The organism is Chitinibacter fontanus (genome assembly GCF_013423785.1).
Classification (GTDB): Bacteria; Pseudomonadota; Gammaproteobacteria; order Burkholderiales; family Chitinibacteraceae; genus Chitinibacter; species Chitinibacter fontanus.
The window spans coordinates 782,199-800,468 of sequence record NZ_CP058952.1 but is presented as its reverse complement, the minus strand read 5'-3'; the positions used below and the strand labels follow the sequence as shown (position 1 = coordinate 800,468).

Annotated in this window: 12 protein-coding genes; 5 read left to right on the top strand and 7 right to left on the bottom strand. The window is 49.9% G+C overall.

Features of this window, described 5'->3' with window-relative positions; all coding sequences use genetic code 11:
* Positions 1-188: 188 nt before the first annotated feature.
* From lpdA to zwf, 7 genes are all read right to left on the bottom strand, one after another.
* The gene (lpdA, locus tag HZU75_RS03680; protein WP_180308721.1) at positions 189-1,982 is read right to left on the bottom strand and encodes a dihydrolipoyl dehydrogenase; all 1,794 of its coding nucleotides are present in this window, start codon (positions 1,980-1,982) and stop codon (positions 189-191) included.
* 90 nt (positions 1,983-2,072) lie between these two features.
* Positions 2,073-3,704, bottom strand: a complete 1,632-nt coding sequence (gene aceF, locus HZU75_RS03675; RefSeq protein ID WP_180307838.1) for a dihydrolipoyllysine-residue acetyltransferase — start codon at positions 3,702-3,704, stop codon at positions 2,073-2,075.
* A 95-nt stretch (positions 3,705-3,799) separates the two neighbouring features.
* Complete coding sequence (gene aceE / locus HZU75_RS03670; RefSeq protein WP_180307837.1) at positions 3,800-6,457, bottom strand: pyruvate dehydrogenase (acetyl-transferring), homodimeric type; 2,658 nt, start codon at positions 6,455-6,457, stop codon at positions 3,800-3,802.
* Positions 6,458-6,558: 101 nt separating this feature from the next.
* Complete coding sequence (pgi, locus tag HZU75_RS03665; RefSeq protein ID WP_180307836.1) at positions 6,559-8,205, bottom strand: glucose-6-phosphate isomerase; 1,647 nt, start codon at positions 8,203-8,205, stop codon at positions 6,559-6,561.
* Positions 8,206-8,257: 52 nt separating this feature from the next.
* Positions 8,258-9,100, bottom strand: a complete 843-nt coding sequence (hexR, locus tag HZU75_RS03660; RefSeq protein WP_157315259.1) for a transcriptional regulator HexR — start codon at positions 9,098-9,100, stop codon at positions 8,258-8,260.
* A gap of 93 nt (positions 9,101-9,193) precedes the next feature.
* Positions 9,194-9,889, bottom strand: a complete 696-nt coding sequence (gene pgl, locus HZU75_RS03655; RefSeq protein WP_180307835.1) for a 6-phosphogluconolactonase — start codon at positions 9,887-9,889, stop codon at positions 9,194-9,196.
* Positions 9,890-9,978: 89 nt separating this feature from the next.
* Positions 9,979-11,427 (bottom strand): glucose-6-phosphate dehydrogenase, encoded by a 1,449-nt coding sequence (gene zwf / locus HZU75_RS03650; RefSeq protein WP_180307834.1) that lies wholly within the window; start codon positions 11,425-11,427, stop codon positions 9,979-9,981.
* A gap of 297 nt (positions 11,428-11,724) precedes the next feature.
* Here zwf and edd point away from each other — a divergent pair, with 297 nt between their 5' ends.
* From edd to HZU75_RS03625, 5 genes are all read left to right on the top strand, one after another.
* Positions 11,725-13,548: a phosphogluconate dehydratase gene (edd, locus tag HZU75_RS03645; protein WP_180307833.1), complete on the top strand. Its 1,824-nt coding sequence runs from the start codon at positions 11,725-11,727 to the stop codon at positions 13,546-13,548.
* A gap of 120 nt (positions 13,549-13,668) precedes the next feature.
* A complete protein-coding gene (gene eda, locus HZU75_RS03640) occupies positions 13,669-14,292 on the top strand; it encodes a bifunctional 4-hydroxy-2-oxoglutarate aldolase/2-dehydro-3-deoxy-phosphogluconate aldolase (RefSeq protein ID WP_180307832.1) in 624 nt (207 codons plus the stop codon).
* 169 nt (positions 14,293-14,461) lie between these two features.
* Positions 14,462-15,466, top strand: coding sequence for a type I glyceraldehyde-3-phosphate dehydrogenase (gap, locus tag HZU75_RS03635; RefSeq protein WP_180307831.1), 1,005 nt, complete (start codon positions 14,462-14,464; stop codon positions 15,464-15,466).
* A gap of 235 nt (positions 15,467-15,701) precedes the next feature.
* Positions 15,702-16,832 carry a porin gene (locus HZU75_RS03630; RefSeq protein WP_180307830.1) on the top strand — a complete coding sequence of 377 codons (1,131 nt, stop codon included), beginning with the start codon at positions 15,702-15,704 and terminating at the stop codon, positions 16,830-16,832.
* Between the two features lie 123 nt (positions 16,833-16,955).
* Complete coding sequence (locus HZU75_RS03625) at positions 16,956-18,122, top strand: porin (protein ID WP_180307829.1); 1,167 nt, start codon at positions 16,956-16,958, stop codon at positions 18,120-18,122.
* Positions 18,123-18,270: the final 148 nt, after the last annotated feature.

The following is an 18,270-nucleotide window of genomic DNA, read 5'->3' as shown; positions in this document are numbered from 1 at the left end:
CATTATTTGAATTTGAATTCCGGTGTTAACTGTCGTTTTTTTGCGGGTGATATGTGCCGATCTTTCGTGCCACGTCGCCGGAAAAGATTGTTTATGGCAAAAATAGCTGTTGGGGCGGCAATTATTGCAAATAAAAAGCCACGGCATGCCGTGGCTTTTGTGTGTGTTATTCCAGAGAATAACAGAGATTATTTCTTGCGCTGTGGCGGCAGGTCAGTACATACGCCTTTGGCCACTTCGGCGGCCATACCAATTGATTCGCCCATGGTTGGGTGAGGGTGAATAGTTTTACCGATATCCACTGCATCTGCGCCCATTTCGATGCCCAAACAAATCTCGCCAATCATATCGCCGGCATGTGGGCCAACAATTGCACCGCCAAGGATTTGGCCGTTTTCTGCGTCGAAAATCAGCTTGGTGAAGCCCTCATCACGACCATTGGCAATCGCACGGCCCGAAGCGGCCCATGGGAACACGCCTTTAGTGATCTTGATGCCTTCTTTCTTGGCTTGATCTTCAGTCAAACCAACCCAAGCCACTTCTGGGTCGGTGTAGGCCACGCCTGGGATCACACGCGCGTCGAAGTAGGCTTTGTGATCTGCGGCATTTTCAGCGGCAACGTGTGCTTCGTGTACGGCTTTGTGAGCCAACATCGGTTGACCCACCAAGTCGCCAATCGCGAAGATATGCGGCACGTTGGTGCGCATTTGTTTGTCTACGGCGATAAAACCACGTTCATCAACGATCACGCCAGCATTTTCAGCGCCGATTTTCTTGCCATTTGGCGAGCGACCGGTTGAATACAATACCAAGTCGTAGCATTGTGGCTCGCTCGGTACTTTCGGGCCTTCAAACGTCACCCAGATGCCGTCTTCTTTTGGCTCAATGCTGGTGGTTTTCGATTGCAGCATGATGTTGTCAAAACGGTGTTTATTCCAGTCTTGCCATACTTTCACCAAGTCGCGATCCGCGCCTTGCATCAGGCCATCCGATAGCTCAACCACGTCCAAGCGTGCGCCCAGCGTGGAGTACACAGTACCCATTTCCAGACCGATAATGCCGCCGCCGATAATCAGCATGCGTTTTGGTACTGATTTCAGCTCCAACGCGCCGGTTGAATCAACGATACGTGGATCGTTCGGAATGAAAGGCAATTTCACAGCTTGCGAACCCGCAGCGATAATTGCTTTGGCAAACTTGATGACTTTTTTCTCGCCAGTCAAATCTTTGCCGGTACCCGAAGTCAGTTGCACTTCGATGTGGTTTGCGTCGAGGAAAGTACCGATACCGCGTACGTGTTCAACCTTGCGCATTTTGGCCATGCCAGCCAAACCGCCAGTGAGCTTGTTGATCACTTTTTCTTTGTAGCCACGCAGACCGTCGATATCGACTTCTGGTTTGCCAAATTTAATCCCGTTGGAAGCCAAGTGCGCCACTTCGTCGATCACCGCAGCGTTGTGCAGTAGGGCTTTCGATGGGATACAACCGACGTTCAAACATACGCCACCCAGGGTGCCGTAACGCTCAACCAAGACCGTTTTCAAGCCAAGGTCCGCAGAGCGGAACGCTGCTGAATAACCGCCAGGGCCAGCGCCGAGAACCATCATGTCGACTTCCATGTCGACTGCGCCAGCGTATTGGCCAGCGACTGGTGCAATTGCTGGGGCCGCGGCAGGTGCTGCCGCCGGAGTTGCTGCAGGCGCTGGTGCCGCGGCAGCAGGTGCTGGCGCAGCGGCGCTAGTAGCTACTTCCACGATGGCAATGACGCTGCCTTCAGACACTTTGTCGCCGACGCCTACTTTCAGCTCTTTGATGACGCCTGCGTGCGTCGCTGGTACTTCCATCGTCGCTTTGTCGGTTTCCAGCGTAATCAGGCTTTCTTCGACCGCAACGGTGTCACCAACTTTAACAAACAACTCGATAATCGCCACATCGCTATGACCGCCGATATCGGGTACTTTTAATTCAATCGTATTACTCATCATTTATTCCTGTGAGGTCTTGGGTATGAGGTGGGGGCTAGGTCTGTATTAAGCTACAGAGCAATACCTAGCCCATCACGCCTCGCAGAATTAGAGAATCAAGCGGCGAACGTCGCTAAGCAATTTGCCCAGATGCACTGTGAAGCGACCCGCTTGCGCGCCATCGATCACGCGGTGATCGAATGACAGCGACAATGGGCACATCAGACGTGGCGCAAATTCTTTGCCGTTCCAAACTGGTTTGATTTGCGATTTGCATACGCCCAGGATTGCCACTTCAGGTGCATTCACGATCGGTGTAAAGCCCGTGCCGCCGATGCCGCCCAAGCTAGAAATCGTGAAGGTTGCGCCTTGCATATCGGTTGGCTTCAGTTTGCCTTCGCGGGCCGCTAACGACAATTCGGTCAGCTCTTTGCAGATTTCTTTCAGGCCTTTTTTGTCGGCGTCTTTGATCACTGGTACTACCAAGCCGTTTGGCGTGTCAGCGGCGAAGCCGATGTGGTAGTACTGTTTCAGAACCAGATTGTCGCCGTCGAGTGATGAATTCATTTCCGGGAAGGCTTTGAGCGCTTCAGCGGCGGCCTTGATGATGAACGCCAATGGGCTGATCTTCAGGCCTGATTTTTCCCACTCTTTGCCGACTTGCTTGCGGAATTCTTCCAGCTCGGTGATATCGCACTCGTCGTTGAACGTCACGTGCGGGATCACGACCCAGTTACGGTGCAGATTGGCGCCAGAGATTTTCTTGATGCGGCTCAGTGGCTTGGTTTCGATTGGGCCGAATTTGGCGAAATCGACTTTTGGCCATGGCAACAAATCAATGCCGCCACCCAGAGATGCGCCGCTGGCTGCTGGAGCAGCCAATGAAGATGCAACGGCGCTGGTCATCACTGATTTAACAAATGACTGAACGTCTTCGTGCAAGATACGGCCTTTCGGGCCTTTACCTGCCACTTTGCTCAAATCCACGCCCAATTCACGCGCAAATTTGCGTACTGATGGCGAAGCGTGCGCTTTGTTGAAGTTCGCTTCGTCAAATTTAGCCGGTGCAGAAGCAACTGCTGCCGGTGCGGCAACGGGAGCTGCTACAGCGGCTGGAGCAGCAACTGGAGCAGGAGCCGCAGCAACTGGTGCTGATGCCGCTGCGACTGGCGCTGCGGCAGCTGCGCTAGAGCGTACAGTCAATACCAGTGCGCCTTGTGCTACTTTGTCGCCGAGTTTAACTGCGATGCTTTCTACTACACCAGCGGCAGTTGATGGTACTTCCATGCTGGCTTTGTCAGATTCCAACGTAATTAGGCCATCATCAATCGCGATGGTGTCGCCAACTTTGACGTTGACCTCGATTACTTCAACCGCGTCGAAGTTACCGATATCGGGTACATGCACTTCAACGATCGCGGCCGCAGCAGGTGCTGCGACTGGTGCGGCAGCTGGAGCAGGTGCCGCAGTAGCTGCAGGTGCAGGAGCCGCAGCGGCTGCGCCGACTTCCAGCATCAAGACTACATCGCCTTCGGAGGCTTTATCGCCGACTTTGATTTTAACTTCTTTAACGACACCGCCTTCAGTGGCTGGCACTTCCATAGTGGCTTTGTCGGTTTCCAAAGTGATCAAAGATTGCTCTTTCTCGATCACGTCACCAACTTTGACAAATACTTCAATGACTTCAACGCCTGCGTGGCCGCCGATGTCCGGGATCTTCAATTCAATAATGTTGCTCATGGTCAAATCCTGTGAGGGTGGGGTATATCCCGCCGTTAATTGTTCAGCTTGACTTGGGTGGCTATACCCAAACCAAGCTGTTTCTCACTTATTAGTTACACAGTCCAAGGCGCTGGGCGCTCGGTGCGGATGCCGTATTTCGCAATCGCTTCAGCGACTTTAGCCACTGGTAGCAAGCCTTCGTCGGCCAAGGCTTTTAGTGCAGCCACGGCAACGTGGTAGCGATCAACTTCGAAGAAGCTGCGCAACTCTTGGCGGCTAGCTGAACGACCGAAGCCGTCGCAACCGAGTACCACATAGCGACCTGGTACGTATTCGCGGATTTGATCGGCGTAAGTGCGTTTATAGTCAGTCGCACAAATCACTGGACCTTGGGCATCTTTCAGGCATTCCGTAACGTATGGAACGCGCTGTTCAGCGGTTGGGTTCAGGTAGTTGTGGCGAGTTGCGGCCATACCGTCACGACGCAGTTCGTTAAAGCTTGGCGCTGACCAGATGTCGGCATCAACACCGAAGTCCGCTTTCAGCAAATCAGCCGCCGCGATCACTTCACGGAAGATCGTGCCTGAGCCCATCAATTGAACTTTGAGCTTACCAGCGTCGCCTTGTTTGAATTGGTACAGACCGCGCAGGATGCCCGCTTCCGCACCCGCTGGCATCGCTGGGTGAGCGTAGTTCTCGTTCATCACCGACAGGTAGTAGTAGATGTTCTCTTGGTCTTGATACATACGACGCATACCGTCTTGCACGATCACGGCCAATTCATACGCAAACGTCGGATCGTAAGACACGCAGTTTGGTACGAATTCAGCAAACAGATGACCGTGACCATCTTGGTGCTGCAAGCCTTCGCCGTTCAGTGTCGTGCGACCAGCCGTTCCGCCGATCAAGAAGCCGCGTGCGCGCAAGTCGCCTGCTGCCCAAGCCAAGTCACCGATACGTTGGAAACCGAACATCGAGTAGTAGATGTAGAACGGAATCATCGTGTGGCCGTGGTTGGCATACGATGTTGCTGCGGCGATCCAGTCTGACATCGCGCCCGCTTCATTGATACCTTCTTGCAAGATCTGACCGGTTTGCGATTCTTTGTAGAACATCAGTTGGTCAGCATCTTGTGGCTCGTACAATTGACCCACGTGTGACCAGATGCCCAATTGACGGAACATACCTTCCATACCGAAAGTACGGCTCTCATCGGGAACGATAGGCACCACGCGTTTGCCGATTTGTTTGTCTTTCACCAAGGTGTTCAAGATACGCACAAAGGCCATGGTCGTTGACATTTCGCGCTCGCCCGAAGATTCGAGCAAGGCTTTGAATGCGTCCAGCGCTGGCACTTCCAGTGGTTCGTTGACTGGTTTACGTGATGGGATAAAGCCGCCCAATGCTGCGCGACGCTCCATCATGTATTTGTACTCTGGGCTGTCTGCTGGTGGACGATAGAAAGTGCACGCTTTGGCTTCTTCATCAGACAATGGCACGTGGAAACGATCGCGCAGATGCAACAAGTCATCGTCACCCAATTTCTTGGTGTTGTGCGCGGTGTTTTGTGATTCACCGGCAGCGCCAACGCCGAAACCTTTAACGGTTTTAACGAGCAAGAGCGTTGGTTGGCCTTTGTGCTCAACGGCCGCTTTGTACGCAGCGTAAACTTTAAACAGATCGTTACCGCCGCGCGTCAGTTTCCAGATGTCGTCGTCGGTCATGTTCGCAACGAGGTCGAGCAATTCTGGGTATTTACCGAAGAAGTGTTCGCGCACGTAAGCGCCATTTTTCGATTTGTAAGTCTGGTATTCGCCGTCAACCACTTCCATCATACGTTTTTGCAGCAAGCCTTTCTTGTCTTGCGCCAGCAAGGCATCCCAGCCTGAGCCCCAAACCACTTTGATTACGTTCCAGCCCGAACCACGGAAGTCGCCTTCGAGTTCTTGGATGATTTTGCCGTTACCGCGTACTGGGCCATCCAGACGTTGCAAGTTGCAGTTGATAACGAAAATCAAGTTGTCGAGTTTTTCACGGCCAGCCAATGAAATCGCGCCCAGAGATTCTGGCTCGTCCATTTCACCGTCACCGCAGAAACACCAAACGTGACGATCGCCTTTTTGTTTAAAGCCGCGATCATCCAGATATTTCATAAAGCGAGCTTGGTAGATCGCCATCAGTGGGCCCAGACCCATCGATACAGTTGGGAATTGCCAGAAATCTGGCATCAACCATGGGTGCGGGTACGAAGACAGACCGTCACCGTCCACTTCGCGACGGAATTTGTTCAGTTGGTCTTCAGAAATGCGACCTTCGAGGAAGGCGCGTGAGTACATACCTGGCGCAGAGTGACCTTGGAAATAAACCAAGTCACCGCCGTGGTTTTCATTGGCGGCGTGCCAGAAATGATTCCAACCCACATCGTACAACGTGGCGGCTGAAGCAAATGAAGAAATGTGACCACCAGGCTCGGCCGCATCGCGGTTGGCCTTAGCCACCATCGCCGCTGCATTCCAGCGGGTGTACGACAAAATGCGTTCTTCAAGGTGTGCATTGCCTGGGTGCTTGGCTTGCAAGTGCGCAGGAATGGTGTTGATGTAAGCCGTAGTGGCAGTGTAAGGGATGTTCACACCGTCTTGACGGGCTTGATCTACCAGTTTTTCCACGAGGAAATGGGCGCGTTCAGCGCCTTCAGCTGCGATAACGCCTTGTAGCGCTTCGAGCCATTCTTTGGTTTCTTGTGGATCATGGTCGTTAATCTGATCTGCCATCGTGTATCTACCTTGTGAGTGGGTTATTTTAAAATCACACTTCTTCAGGCCCGGTTCATGTGGTCGGGCCTTGAGCACGCAGGGTTTGCCTGCGTGTCTGTTTAGCGCGGTGTATTGCGTTTGAAATAGTTAATCAAGCCATTGGTTGATGCGTCATGGCTAGTCGTTAAGCCTGGTGTAGTCAAATCGGATTCGATCAGCTTAGCCAATTGTTTGCCTAATTCAACACCCCACTGATCGTAGGAGTTAATGTTCCACACGGTGCCTTGTACAAAAATTTTGTGTTCGTACAGGGCGATCAATGCACCCAGACGACGTGGTGTCAGGCGCTGCATGATGATGGTATTAGTTGGACGGTTGCCTTTGAAAATCTTGTGTGGCATTAGCTCGTCTTGCGCTTGGCCGGTAATACCAGATTTTTCGAGCTCCGCACGTACTTCAGCTTCGTTTTTACCGCGCATAAATGCTTCGGTTTGGGCGAAGAAATTGGCCATCAAGATGGTGCTGTGTGGCTCTGGAATATCGGGGTGCTCAATCGTTGCGATAAAGTCGATCGGTACGATTTGCGTGCCTTGGTGCAACATCTGGTAATAAGCGTGCTGACCGTTGATCCCCGCATCACCCCACACCACCGGGCCTGTGGCGTAATCAACCTGATTGCCATCAAGATCAACGGTTTTACCGTTCGATTCCATATCCAGCTGTTGCAAATAGGCTGGGAAGCGTGACATACATTGGTTATACGGTGAAACCAGATGGGTGTTGGCACCAAAAAAGTTGCCGTACCAAATGCCAAGCATCGCCATAATCACCGGCAGATTTTGCTCAAATGGTTTGCCACGGAAATGCTGGTCCATGGTGTAAGCACCGTGCAGCAAATCTTGGTAATTGTGTTTGCCCAAGTAGATTGCAATCGGCAAACCAATCGCTGACCATAGCGAGTAGCGACCACCTACCCAATCCCAAAACTCGAACATATTATTGGTGTCGATACCAAACTCAGCGACGGCTTTGCTATTGGTCGATACGGCAACAAAGTGCTTGGCGATGTGTTTTTCATCGCCCGCTGCTTTGACGAACCAAGCGCGCGCGGTGCGGGCATTGGTAATGGTTTCTTGGGTGGTAAAGGTTTTTGACGCAATAATAAATAGCGTGGTTTCTGGGTTGAGTAATTTCAACGTTGAAACAATCTGATCACCATCAACCGTCGAAACAAAATGCATCGACAGGCGGGCATGGCCGTATTCTTTGAGCGACTGACAGACCATTAATGGCCCCAAATCCGAGCCGCCGATCCCAATGTTCACGATGTCGGTAATCGGTTTGCCGGTATAGCCTTGCCACTCCCCTGAGCGAACTTTATCCGAGAAGTGGCCGATTTGCTCTTTGACCGCGTTCACTTTCGGCATCACATCTTCGCCATCCACCACAATCGGATTGTGATCCAGATTGCGCAAGGCGGTATGCAATACGGCGCGGTTTTCGGTGATATTGATTTTTTCACCCGAGAACATTTTCTCGATCCGCTCTTTGACACCAGATTGGCGAGCCAGGTCGAACAACAACGCCATGGTTTGCTCGGTGATGCGGTTTTTTGAGTAATCAAAAAATAGACCACCGGTTTCAAGGGAGAATTTCTCAAAGCGATGTGGATCGTTCAGAAACAAATCACGCATGTGCAGTGGTTTGATTTCTTTGTAATGCTCGATGAGCGCTTGCCAAGCCGGCGACGAAGTTAAATTGGACATCGACACAGTTCCTCGTGAATCACTATTTTTATTAGCTTTGGTATTGGTTCGCTTACTCATGGCCGCGAACTCGTTTTTCTTTCATATTGCGTTTCATTTTTTCAAGCTGATCAATCAGCTCTGGGCCGCGTTTGAGTGCGACGCCCACGGCGAGTACGTCAATAATCACCAAATGCACAATGCGGGTGATCATTGGGGTGTACAAATCCGGGTCTTCCATCGTGTCGGCATAAAGGCAAATATTGCAGCGCTTCGCGAGTGGGGATTTGCTGTGGGTAATACCAATGACGTCAGCGCCGGCATCGCGGGCGATTTCAACTGAGCGCAGCATATCGAGCGTACGGCCAGAGTTAGAGACCGCAATCACGGCATCACCCGGCTTGAGCATCGACGCGCTCATGCCGTGCATATGCGGGTCGGTGTAGGCGACCGTGGGTACACCAAGACGGAAAAATTTATTTTGCGCGTCAATCGCCACCGCACCCGATTGGCCTTGGCCCCAAACCTCGATTTTATGTGTGTTCGATAGCACTTTAATTGCGCGTTCAAGTACATCAGTATCGAGCTCGTTGCGACAACGGAGCAGGTGCGAAATATTGTTATCAAATAGTTTACGCGCTAGATCATGGGCAGAATCATCTGCCGAGACCATCGAGTGCACATAGGGCACACCAGATACCAAACTGCGGGTAAGGCGCAGTTTAAAGTCCTGTAGGCCTGAACAGTTGAGCGAGCGACAGAAGCGAATCACCGTCGGTTGTGAAACATCGGCCAACTCAGCAATTTGTGCAATCGGGGCATTGGCCACCAGATTTGGCTGCGCAATGACCAACTCGGCAACTTTACGCTCTGATTTCGATAATGAATCGAGTACGGTTTTGATGCGTTCGAGCATATCGTTAGTCCTCACTCAAACGTGCACAACCACTCGCCGGCTGGCGAGTGGTTTGAAGGTTAATACAAAAATAAAGCGTCATTGCGCTAGCACTCAGGCAGCCCAGAAAACGTCAGCTTGGGGAACTTGGTCAAGAACACGGCGAATAGGATATTGCTCAGAGATAGCGACATCCGTCGCCATGGCATCCAATAGCAGTGCTTTTTTGCTATCGCTAGTAATGTGTACGATTACTTTGCGGCTGCAAACAATGCTCGGTAGCGTGAGTGTAATGCGCTGATGTGGAGCCACTGGTGGGGTTACTGCGGCCAATAGTTGGGTTGAAGCACATGCCGCTTCCAGCTCAGGTGCATTTGGAAATAGCGATGCAGTATGACCATCATCACCCATGCCGAGTACGACCACATCAATTGGCTTAGGTAGCGATGCTAAGCGTGCTTCGATTTCTGCCAATGCTTCATGCGGAGTTGCCGCTTGATTGACTAAAGAAACAAAAGTTGCAGCAGCAGCAGCGTCTTGCAATAAATTTTCACGCGTCAAACGTTCATTGCTGTCGGCGTGATCAGCTTGCACCCAGCGCTCGTCAACGAGGGTAATGATCACTCGTGACCAGTCGAGATTGATATTACGCAAGGCTTTGAACATGCCGGCTGGCGTGCGACCACCTGAAACCGCTAAACCCGCTTGGCCACGCTGCGCGATTGCTTGTTTGAGCTCGTCTGCGATAGTGAGCGCCAATTGCTGATCAAGTGCTTCTTTGTTGCTAAATTCATGCCATTGCAAAGACATCAAAATCTCCAAACTCTCAAAATGCTGCGGGGTATTGCAATCAAGACCATGCTAAGCATGGTCTTGATGTGGTTACTGCTGGTGGGTATTTATGCTTCTTCGTGCCAGCATAGGCCGTCACGTGAAAGCAGCGCCGAAGAAGCGGCAGGGCCCCAAGTACCAGCGGTGTAGGTTTTAGGGCCTTCGCTGCTGTTTTCCCAAGATTCGATAATTGGCTCAACCCAACGCCAAGCGGCACGTTGTTCGTCACGACGCACGAACAATGACAGATCGCCTTTGATCACATCCATCAGCAAACGCTCGTAAGCTTCTGGGCTGCGAGTGCTAAAGGCTTCTTTGAAATCCAGATCCAAATACACTTCGCGCAAACGGTCTTTGCCCGGTTCTTTGGCCATCATGTACAGACGGACTGACTCATCGGGTTGCAACTCGATCACCAAGCGATTTGGGCGCGTGTTTTTGCCAAAGGTCGACGTTGGTACTTCGCGGAAATTGATCACGATCTGCGCCAGACGATCTCCTAGGCGTTTGCCGGTACGCAGGAAGAAAGGTACACCTGCCCAACGCCAGGTTTCGATTTCGGCCTTTAACGCAACGAAGGTTTCTGCTTTAGAGCCAGCAGGCACGCCTGGTTCATCCTGATAACCAACAACAGGCTTGCCACCAACCGCACCAGCACGGTACTGGCCACGAACCACTTTAGTTTTTACATCATCAACGCTCAGTGGTTTGAGCGCGCGCAGCACTTTCAGTTTCTCGTCACGAACTGCATCGGCATCAATCGATGCTGGTGGCTCCATCGCCACGATGGTTAGCAATTGCAGCAAGTGGTTTTGTACCATATCGCGCAGCGCACCGGTCTTGTCGTAGAAGTCGGCACGGGTTTCCACGCCCACTTGTTCGGTTACGGTGATTTGCACATCGCGAATCCATTCGCGGCGCCACAGCGGCTCAAGTAGCGTGTTGGCAAAGCGCAGTGCGATCAAATTCAGTACTGGCTCTTTACCCAAGTAGTGGTCGATCCGGTAGATCTGTTTCTCGGTGAAGTATTCGCCCACCTCGTCATTAATCTTGTTGGATGATTCCAGATCATGACCCAGTGGTTTTTCCAACACAACGCGGGAATTGCCTTGGTTCAAGCCTTGTGCTGCCAGGTTTTTGGCAATCGGGGCAAAAAAGTCAGGCGCTGTTGAGAGGTAGAAAACGCGTTCGCGTGCCGGAAATTTGTTGAGTGTTTCAGCTAGAGCGACGAAGTCAGCTTCAGTATTTGCATCGACTTTTAGGTATTCAATGCGCGCAGCGAATTTCTTCCAGTCACTTTCGTTATAATGGCTGCCAAGGTATTCTTTCGCCTTCACATGGGCTTTGTCGACATAAGCTGCGGTGTCAGAAGGGCTACGGCCCAAACAGATAACTCGACCTTCGCTTGGCAAATTGCCGTCTTGGTCTTGGTGGTAAAGTGCAGGAAGTAACTTGCGTAAAGCGAGGTCACCTGTGCCGCCAAAAAATACGATATCGAAAGCGTCGATCGCAGTCATGAGCCAAAAATCCTCGTCTGGAATTGGAGCTTGACGAAGGGTCAAGCATAGTAAGCTTTGTAATCTTACTACAGGCTCAAAGTCCCTAGCAAACGAATTTATTACCTAATGGTTTGCACTAATATGGCGCAAGCGTTTTTCGCGGAAACCCTTTGTGGTGCAAGGCCTTGTTGCACTGCAGCGAATTGGCTTTGTGCATAGTTTTGCTTGTCGAAACGCCTTTGTTGTAGTAAAACTACGCTTAAATTCTAAGTCCGCTGTTTGGGCGGTTTAGTCCTGAAAATTTGGAGTTCTTTCATGTCCCTGCATCCTGGTTTGGTCGAAGTTACTCAGCGCGTTATTGAACGCAGTAAAGAATCACGTTCTCGCTATTTGGCGCGTGTGGAGCAGGCGGCAAGTAAAGAGCCAGTGCGTAAAGGTCTGGCCTGTACCAATCAGGCGCACGCTTGGGCTGCAATGCCAGAGACAGATAAAATCATGATGCGTGAAATGCGTCAGCCAAATTTGGCGATCGTTTCTGCATATAACGAAATGCTCTCAGCGCATCAGCCATTTGAAACTTTCCCTGCAATTATTAAAAAAGCGGCCAATGAGGCTGGCGCGACTGCGCAGTTTGCTGGTGGTGTTCCTGCTATGTGTGATGGCGTGACCCAAGGCCAGCCAGGTATGGAGTTGTCGCTGTTCAGTCGTGACGTGATCGCGATGTCTACTGCTGTGGCGCTCTCGCACAATATGTTTGATGCCACGCTCTGTTTGGGCGTGTGCGACAAAATTGTTCCCGGCTTGTTGATTGGCGCACTGCAATTTGGCCATTTGCCAACGATTTTCGTTCCCGCTGGCCCAATGACGACCGGTATTGCCAATAAAGAAAAAAACATCACCCGCCAATTGTTTGCTGAAGGCAAGGTAGGGCGTGATGCGTTGTTGGCTTCCGAAGAAGGTTCATACCATGGCCCAGGTACCTGTACCTTCTTTGGTACGGCCAACTCAAATCAAATGCTAATGGAAATTATGGGTTTGCATATGCCAGGTGCGGCATTTACCAATCCAGGTACACCATTGCGTGACGCATTGACAGTCGCAGCAACTAAACGTGCTGCACAGATTACCGCTTTGGGTAACGAATTTATTCCTGTCGGCAAAGTGATTGATGAAAAGGCCATCATTAACGGCATTATTGGCTTGCTGGCAACCGGTGGTTCAACTAACCACACTATTCACTTGATCGCGATCGCGCGCGCAGCTGGTGTGATTATTAATTGGTCCGACTTTAATGATTTGTCGGCGATTATTCCTCTGTTGGCTAAGGTGTACCCAAATGGTGCAGCCGATGTGAATCACTTCCATGCTGCGGGCGGCATGGGTTATCTGATTCGTGAGTTGCTCGATGCAGGGCTGTTGCACGAAGACGTATGGACTGCAGCTGGTTTCGGTTTGCGTCATTATGCACAAGAACCTTTCCTTGATAATGGCGTTGCTGTTTGGCGCGATGCTCCAGTGCAGAGCGGTGATGATTCGGTACTTCGCACTGCTGCTAATCCATTCCAAGCCGATGGCGGTACGAAGTTACTGCAGGGTAATTTGGGTCGCGCAGTTATTAAAACTTCTGCGGTTGCGGTAGAGCACCGTATTGTAAATGCGCCAGCTATCGTTTTTGATGACCAAGAAGATGTTATTGCTGCATTTAAGCGCGGTGAATTGGAGCGTGACTTTGTTGCGGTAGTTCGCTTCCAAGGGCCGCGTGCGAATGGTATGCCTGAGCTGCATAAGCTCACGCCACCGTTGGGTGTTTTACAGGACCGTGGTTTTAAAGTGGCGCTGGTGACCGATGGTCGCATGTCTGGTGCATCGGGCAAGGTTCCTGCTGCGATCCATATTACGCCTGAGGTGGTTTCAGGTGGTGCATTAGGCAAGGTTCGCACGGGTGATATGATTTTACTGAACGCTGAAACAGGTGAGCTAGTAGCGCAAGTGGATGCTGCAGAGTGGAATACTCGTGAAGTTGCTACTGCCGATTTGAGTGCGAATGGCTTTGGCATGGGGCGTGAATTGTTCACGACCTTCCGTGCTGCCGCGACTGGTGCAGAAGAAGGTGCTATTAGCCTCGGTTTGGCGCATTAAGCGTAAATTTGATTTTGTAGTGAGCGGCTAGTGTCAGAGGAGATGTGCTAGCCGGTTTGAAACCTTTGCTGACCTTGATTATGAATATAAGGCCGCAATTCAATAAGACGGAAAATTCTCATGCAGATTCGTGACATCATGCGCTCTTGCACTGTTATGCCAGTGCTAGTGATTGAAAATGTGGAACACGCAGTGCCCTTGGCAAAAGCTTTAGTTGAAGGTGGCATTCGTGTTCTGGAAGTAACATTGCGCACTGATGCTGCGCTTGCGGCGGTGAAAGCGATTGCGGAAAATGTGCCTGGCGCCATCGTTGGCGTGGGTACAGTTGTTCGTCCTGAGCAGTTTGTACAAGCGAAAGAAGCGGGCGCTGTGTTTGCAGTGACTCCAGGTCTGACACCAAAATTGGCGGCCGCTGCACGTGAGTGTGGTATTGAATTGCTGCCAGGTGTGATGACGCCATCTGAAGCAATTGCCGCTTTGGAAGAAGGGTTTGATGCAATGAAGCTGTTCCCTGCAGAGCAGGCGGGCAGCTTGGCTATGCTTAAAGCCTTGGGTGGTCCTTTGCCACAAATCTTATTCTGTCCAACGGGTGGGGTGAGTGTTGAGTCAGCACCAAAATTGCTGGCGTTGCCAAATGTTGGCTGTGTTGGCGGCTCTTGGTTGGCGCCAAAAGATATGGTGGCTAAAGGTGATTGGGCTGGTATTACGGCCTTGGCGCGTGAAGCAGCAGGTCTGCGTGGTTGATTTGGATTAAGTAAAATCGGGCGGTTTGCCCGATTTGTTTTTGGGGTAACAACTAGGTTGTCTGCCCCAATTTTATTTACGGTGTTTTTGTCATGGCGCAAAGGCAAATATGCATCTATTAGTGCATGCTTAGGCGTCCCGATTTATTCGATCCTTTTGGAGATGATTCATGGCTATCAAAGTAGGTATTAACGGTTTTGGTCGTATCGGTCGTATGGTGTTCCGTGCTGCGGTATACAATTTTGCAGATGATATCGAAATTGTAGGTATCAATGATTTGTTAGAGCCAGATTATCTTGCTTACATGCTCAAGCATGATTCGGTGCATGGCAAATTCAAAGGTGAGGTTGCTGTAGTTGATGGCAATCTAGTTGTTAATGGCAAAACAATCCGTCTGACAGCAGTTAAAGATCCAGCTGAATTGAAGTGGGGTGAGATCGGTGCTGATGTGGTTGTTGAGTCGACTGGTCTGTTCTTGACGAAAGAGACTTGCGAGAAGCACATTGCCGCAGGCGCTAAGAAAGTCATTATGTCTGCCCCATCGAAAGATGACACTCCGATGTTTGTGTATGGCGTGAATAACGATACTTATGCAGGCCAAACGATTATTTCTAATGCGTCTTGTACTACCAACTGCTTGGCACCAATCGCTAAAGTTATTAACGATAATTTCGGTATCAAGCGCGGCTTGATGACTACCGTACATGCTGCGACAGCAACTCAAAAAACAGTGGATGGCCCATCGAACAAAGATTGGCGCGGTGGCCGCGGCATTTTGGAAAACATCATCCCATCATCGACTGGTGCAGCTAAAGCGGTGGGTGTGGTGATTCCAGAAGTGAAAGGTAAACTGACCGGTATGGCATTCCGCGTACCTACTTCTGATGTTTCTGTAGTTGATTTGACTGTTGAATTGAACAAAGAAGCTTCGTACGAAGAAATCTGCGCGGCGATGAAAGCCGCTTCTGAAGGCTCAATGAAGGGCGTATTGGGTTATACCACCGAGAAAGTTGTTTCTACTGACTTCCGTGGTGAAGCTTGCACTTCAACATTTGATGCTGATGCCGGTATTGCGTTGGATAAAACCTTTGTGAAATTGGTTGCTTGGTACGACAACGAGTGGGGTTATTCAAGCAAAGTACTAGAAATGGTACGAGTGATGGCCTCAAAATAAGCTTAATTTTGTCTAAGTTAAAAAAGCCAGTTAGCAATGCTAGCTGGTTTTTTTTTGGACAAAATAGCATTGAACGCCCGAAAAATGCAAAATGAATGTGGTTCTGAATTTTGGGTTGTCTTGTATGTAGTTTTACCCTTTAGATAAGGAAGTTTTGCACAGAATTGCCTCCAGTGTGATAGCACAATGAGCGCATCCCGAATAAATATTGGATGCGGGTTACTTGGAGACGATTATGTTTAAACGAGTTTTGATTACGACTGCTGTAGCTACAGCATTTTCTGCACCTGCAATGGCTGATGTGTCGATCAGTGGTTCGGCAGAGATGGATTTCTTCTATCGCACTAATCAAGTTGCAGCTGATGGCGACAATACTTTTGGGCAAGAAATCGCGATTGTCGTAAATATCGACGGTAAAGATAAGCTCGATAGTGGCGATACATTGAAATGGCGCTTGGCACAAAAAGTAGCTACAGATTATCGATTTGATTCATTTGGTCAGCGTGAGGCGTGGATTGGTTATCAAGGTGGCTGGGGTGAGTTGCGTTTCGGTAATCAGTTTTCAAATCAGTATCTGACACTGGATTGGCCATATGGCGCTCAAGGTCAGGGTAATTTGTGGGCAGATTTTGGTGCGCACTCAGTAAACTATGCTCGAGCAGTCAGCTACTTCTCTCCAAACTTTGGGGGCTTTGCAATGCAAGCCCAGGTTGATATGGGAGAGGGCTCCGGCGATGCATATGCCTATGAAGTAACTGCTGGTTATGATGCGGATTTGGGCTCTTCGGGAAAACTCCGTCTGGATGCTGGCTATTCTGAGGCCCGCAATAATAAATACGCATCATCTGAGGCATTTACCTTCGGTGGTAATGCTTGGGGTAAGTCAGGCGGCTATTCAAATGATGGTAGTGCGGATGCTGTAGGTGATAATAAATCTAGCGTTATTAATGCAGGTGTTCGCTATTTTAACGGCGGCTTTGATTTGGCCGCTGCCTACAAGCGAAACGAATGGACTGGCGATGTGAATAATGCCATTCATGTTGGTACAGGCAAAACTACTGTTGATCAGTACTTGGTCCGTGCTGGTTATACGGCAGGTAAACACAATGTGAATTTGGGCTATCAGCGTGTTGCAGATAGTAAAACTGATGGTGTGACGGCTAATGATGGCATTGATGTTATCAATGCACAGTACAATTATGCGCTGTCGAAAAACACGACCGGTTTTGTGCAGGTTCGTCACCATATGTTTGATAATGCTAATAAAACTAGCGTAATGCATGGCGCATGGCAGCTTGATGGCGCAGCCAATGGCGGCAAGGATACTGCAACAAGAATCTTGGTTGGGACTTGGACTGGCTTCTGATAAATTGACTTAATTGCTTTATTTGCAGTGATAAAAAAACGGCGCCTAGCGCCGTTTTTTTATGGGAAATTGAATGTTGTATCAATGTGACACAAGAGCCGAGAACGTGGGCTAGGGTTTGCCATGCTGGATGAGTTTGCGTATTCTCAGGGCTGTAAATCAGCGGCAATAAAAACCAAAGTCGCTGTTACGGTGGTTTTAACTAACTCTCGTCTCTTGGAGAAATTAATAATGTTCAAGCGTGTTCTGATGGCAGCTGCAGTAGCAGCCGCAGTTTCTGCTCCAGCTTTTGCTGATGTTTCTATTTCTGGTTCAGCAGAAATGGACTTCTTCTACCGCACTAACAACACCGCTGATGGCGATGGCAAATTCTTGCAAGAGATCGCTATCGTATTGAACTTCGACGGTAAAGATAAACTGGACAACGGTTCTAGCGTTATCTGGCGTCTGGCTTCTAAAGTAGCTACTCCAGACCGTTTCGACAGCTTCGGTACTCGTGAAGCGTGGATCGGTTACACTGGTGACTGGGGTACTTTGAAGTTTGGTAACCAATGGTCTGACGTTTACTTGACTCAAGACTGGCCATACGGTTCTAAAGGCTTCTCAGGTACTGTAGGTGAGTTGCCATTCACTGGCTTCGGCTCAGGTATCACTTACGCTTCACCATCTTTCGGTGGCTTCAACTTCAACTTGGGTTACGACTTTGTTGACGGTTTGTCTGGCGACGCAGCTGCTTACGAAGTAAGCGCACACGGTGCTTTCGGCCCGATCAATGTTGACGCAGGTTACGCTGCTACTAAAGATGCAACTCCAGTTCCTGCTGGTGTTGCTGACTGGGGTACTTTGACCACTAAAGCTAACCGTTACGCAGTTAAAGCTGGCGACGAATACGCTAACTGGATCTTGGGTGCTCGCGGTAACTTCGGTGACTTCGCAGTTCGCGCATTGGTTCGTAACTTCGAAACTAAAACTTCAGGTACTAAGAAAGAGCAAATCGGTTACCTGTTGAGCGGCACTTACAACCTGGGTAAAGGTGCTGTGAGCTTGGGTTACTACCTCGGTGACGACGCTAAAGTTAACGGCAACACAGTTGATGACTCTAGCTTCCAAACTATCGGTTTCCAATACGATTACGGTTTGTCTAAAAACACTGGCGCATTCTTGCAAATCCGTCACAACATCGTTGGTAAAAACAACGGTTCAGCTGCCCCAATCTGGCAAAATGCTGACGGCTTAGCTAAAGGCGACAATGCTACTCGTATCTTGGTTGGTACTTGGACTGGTTTCTAATCTGACTTGTTCAGTTTAGATCGTCTATTCAAAAAAGCGGCTTCGGCCGCTTTTTTGTTTGGGTAAAAAATATTTGCAATCAAATAGTTGCTTGTGTTGTGTAATATAAATGTCATCAATATGACATTGGATATTAACAATGGGTTTA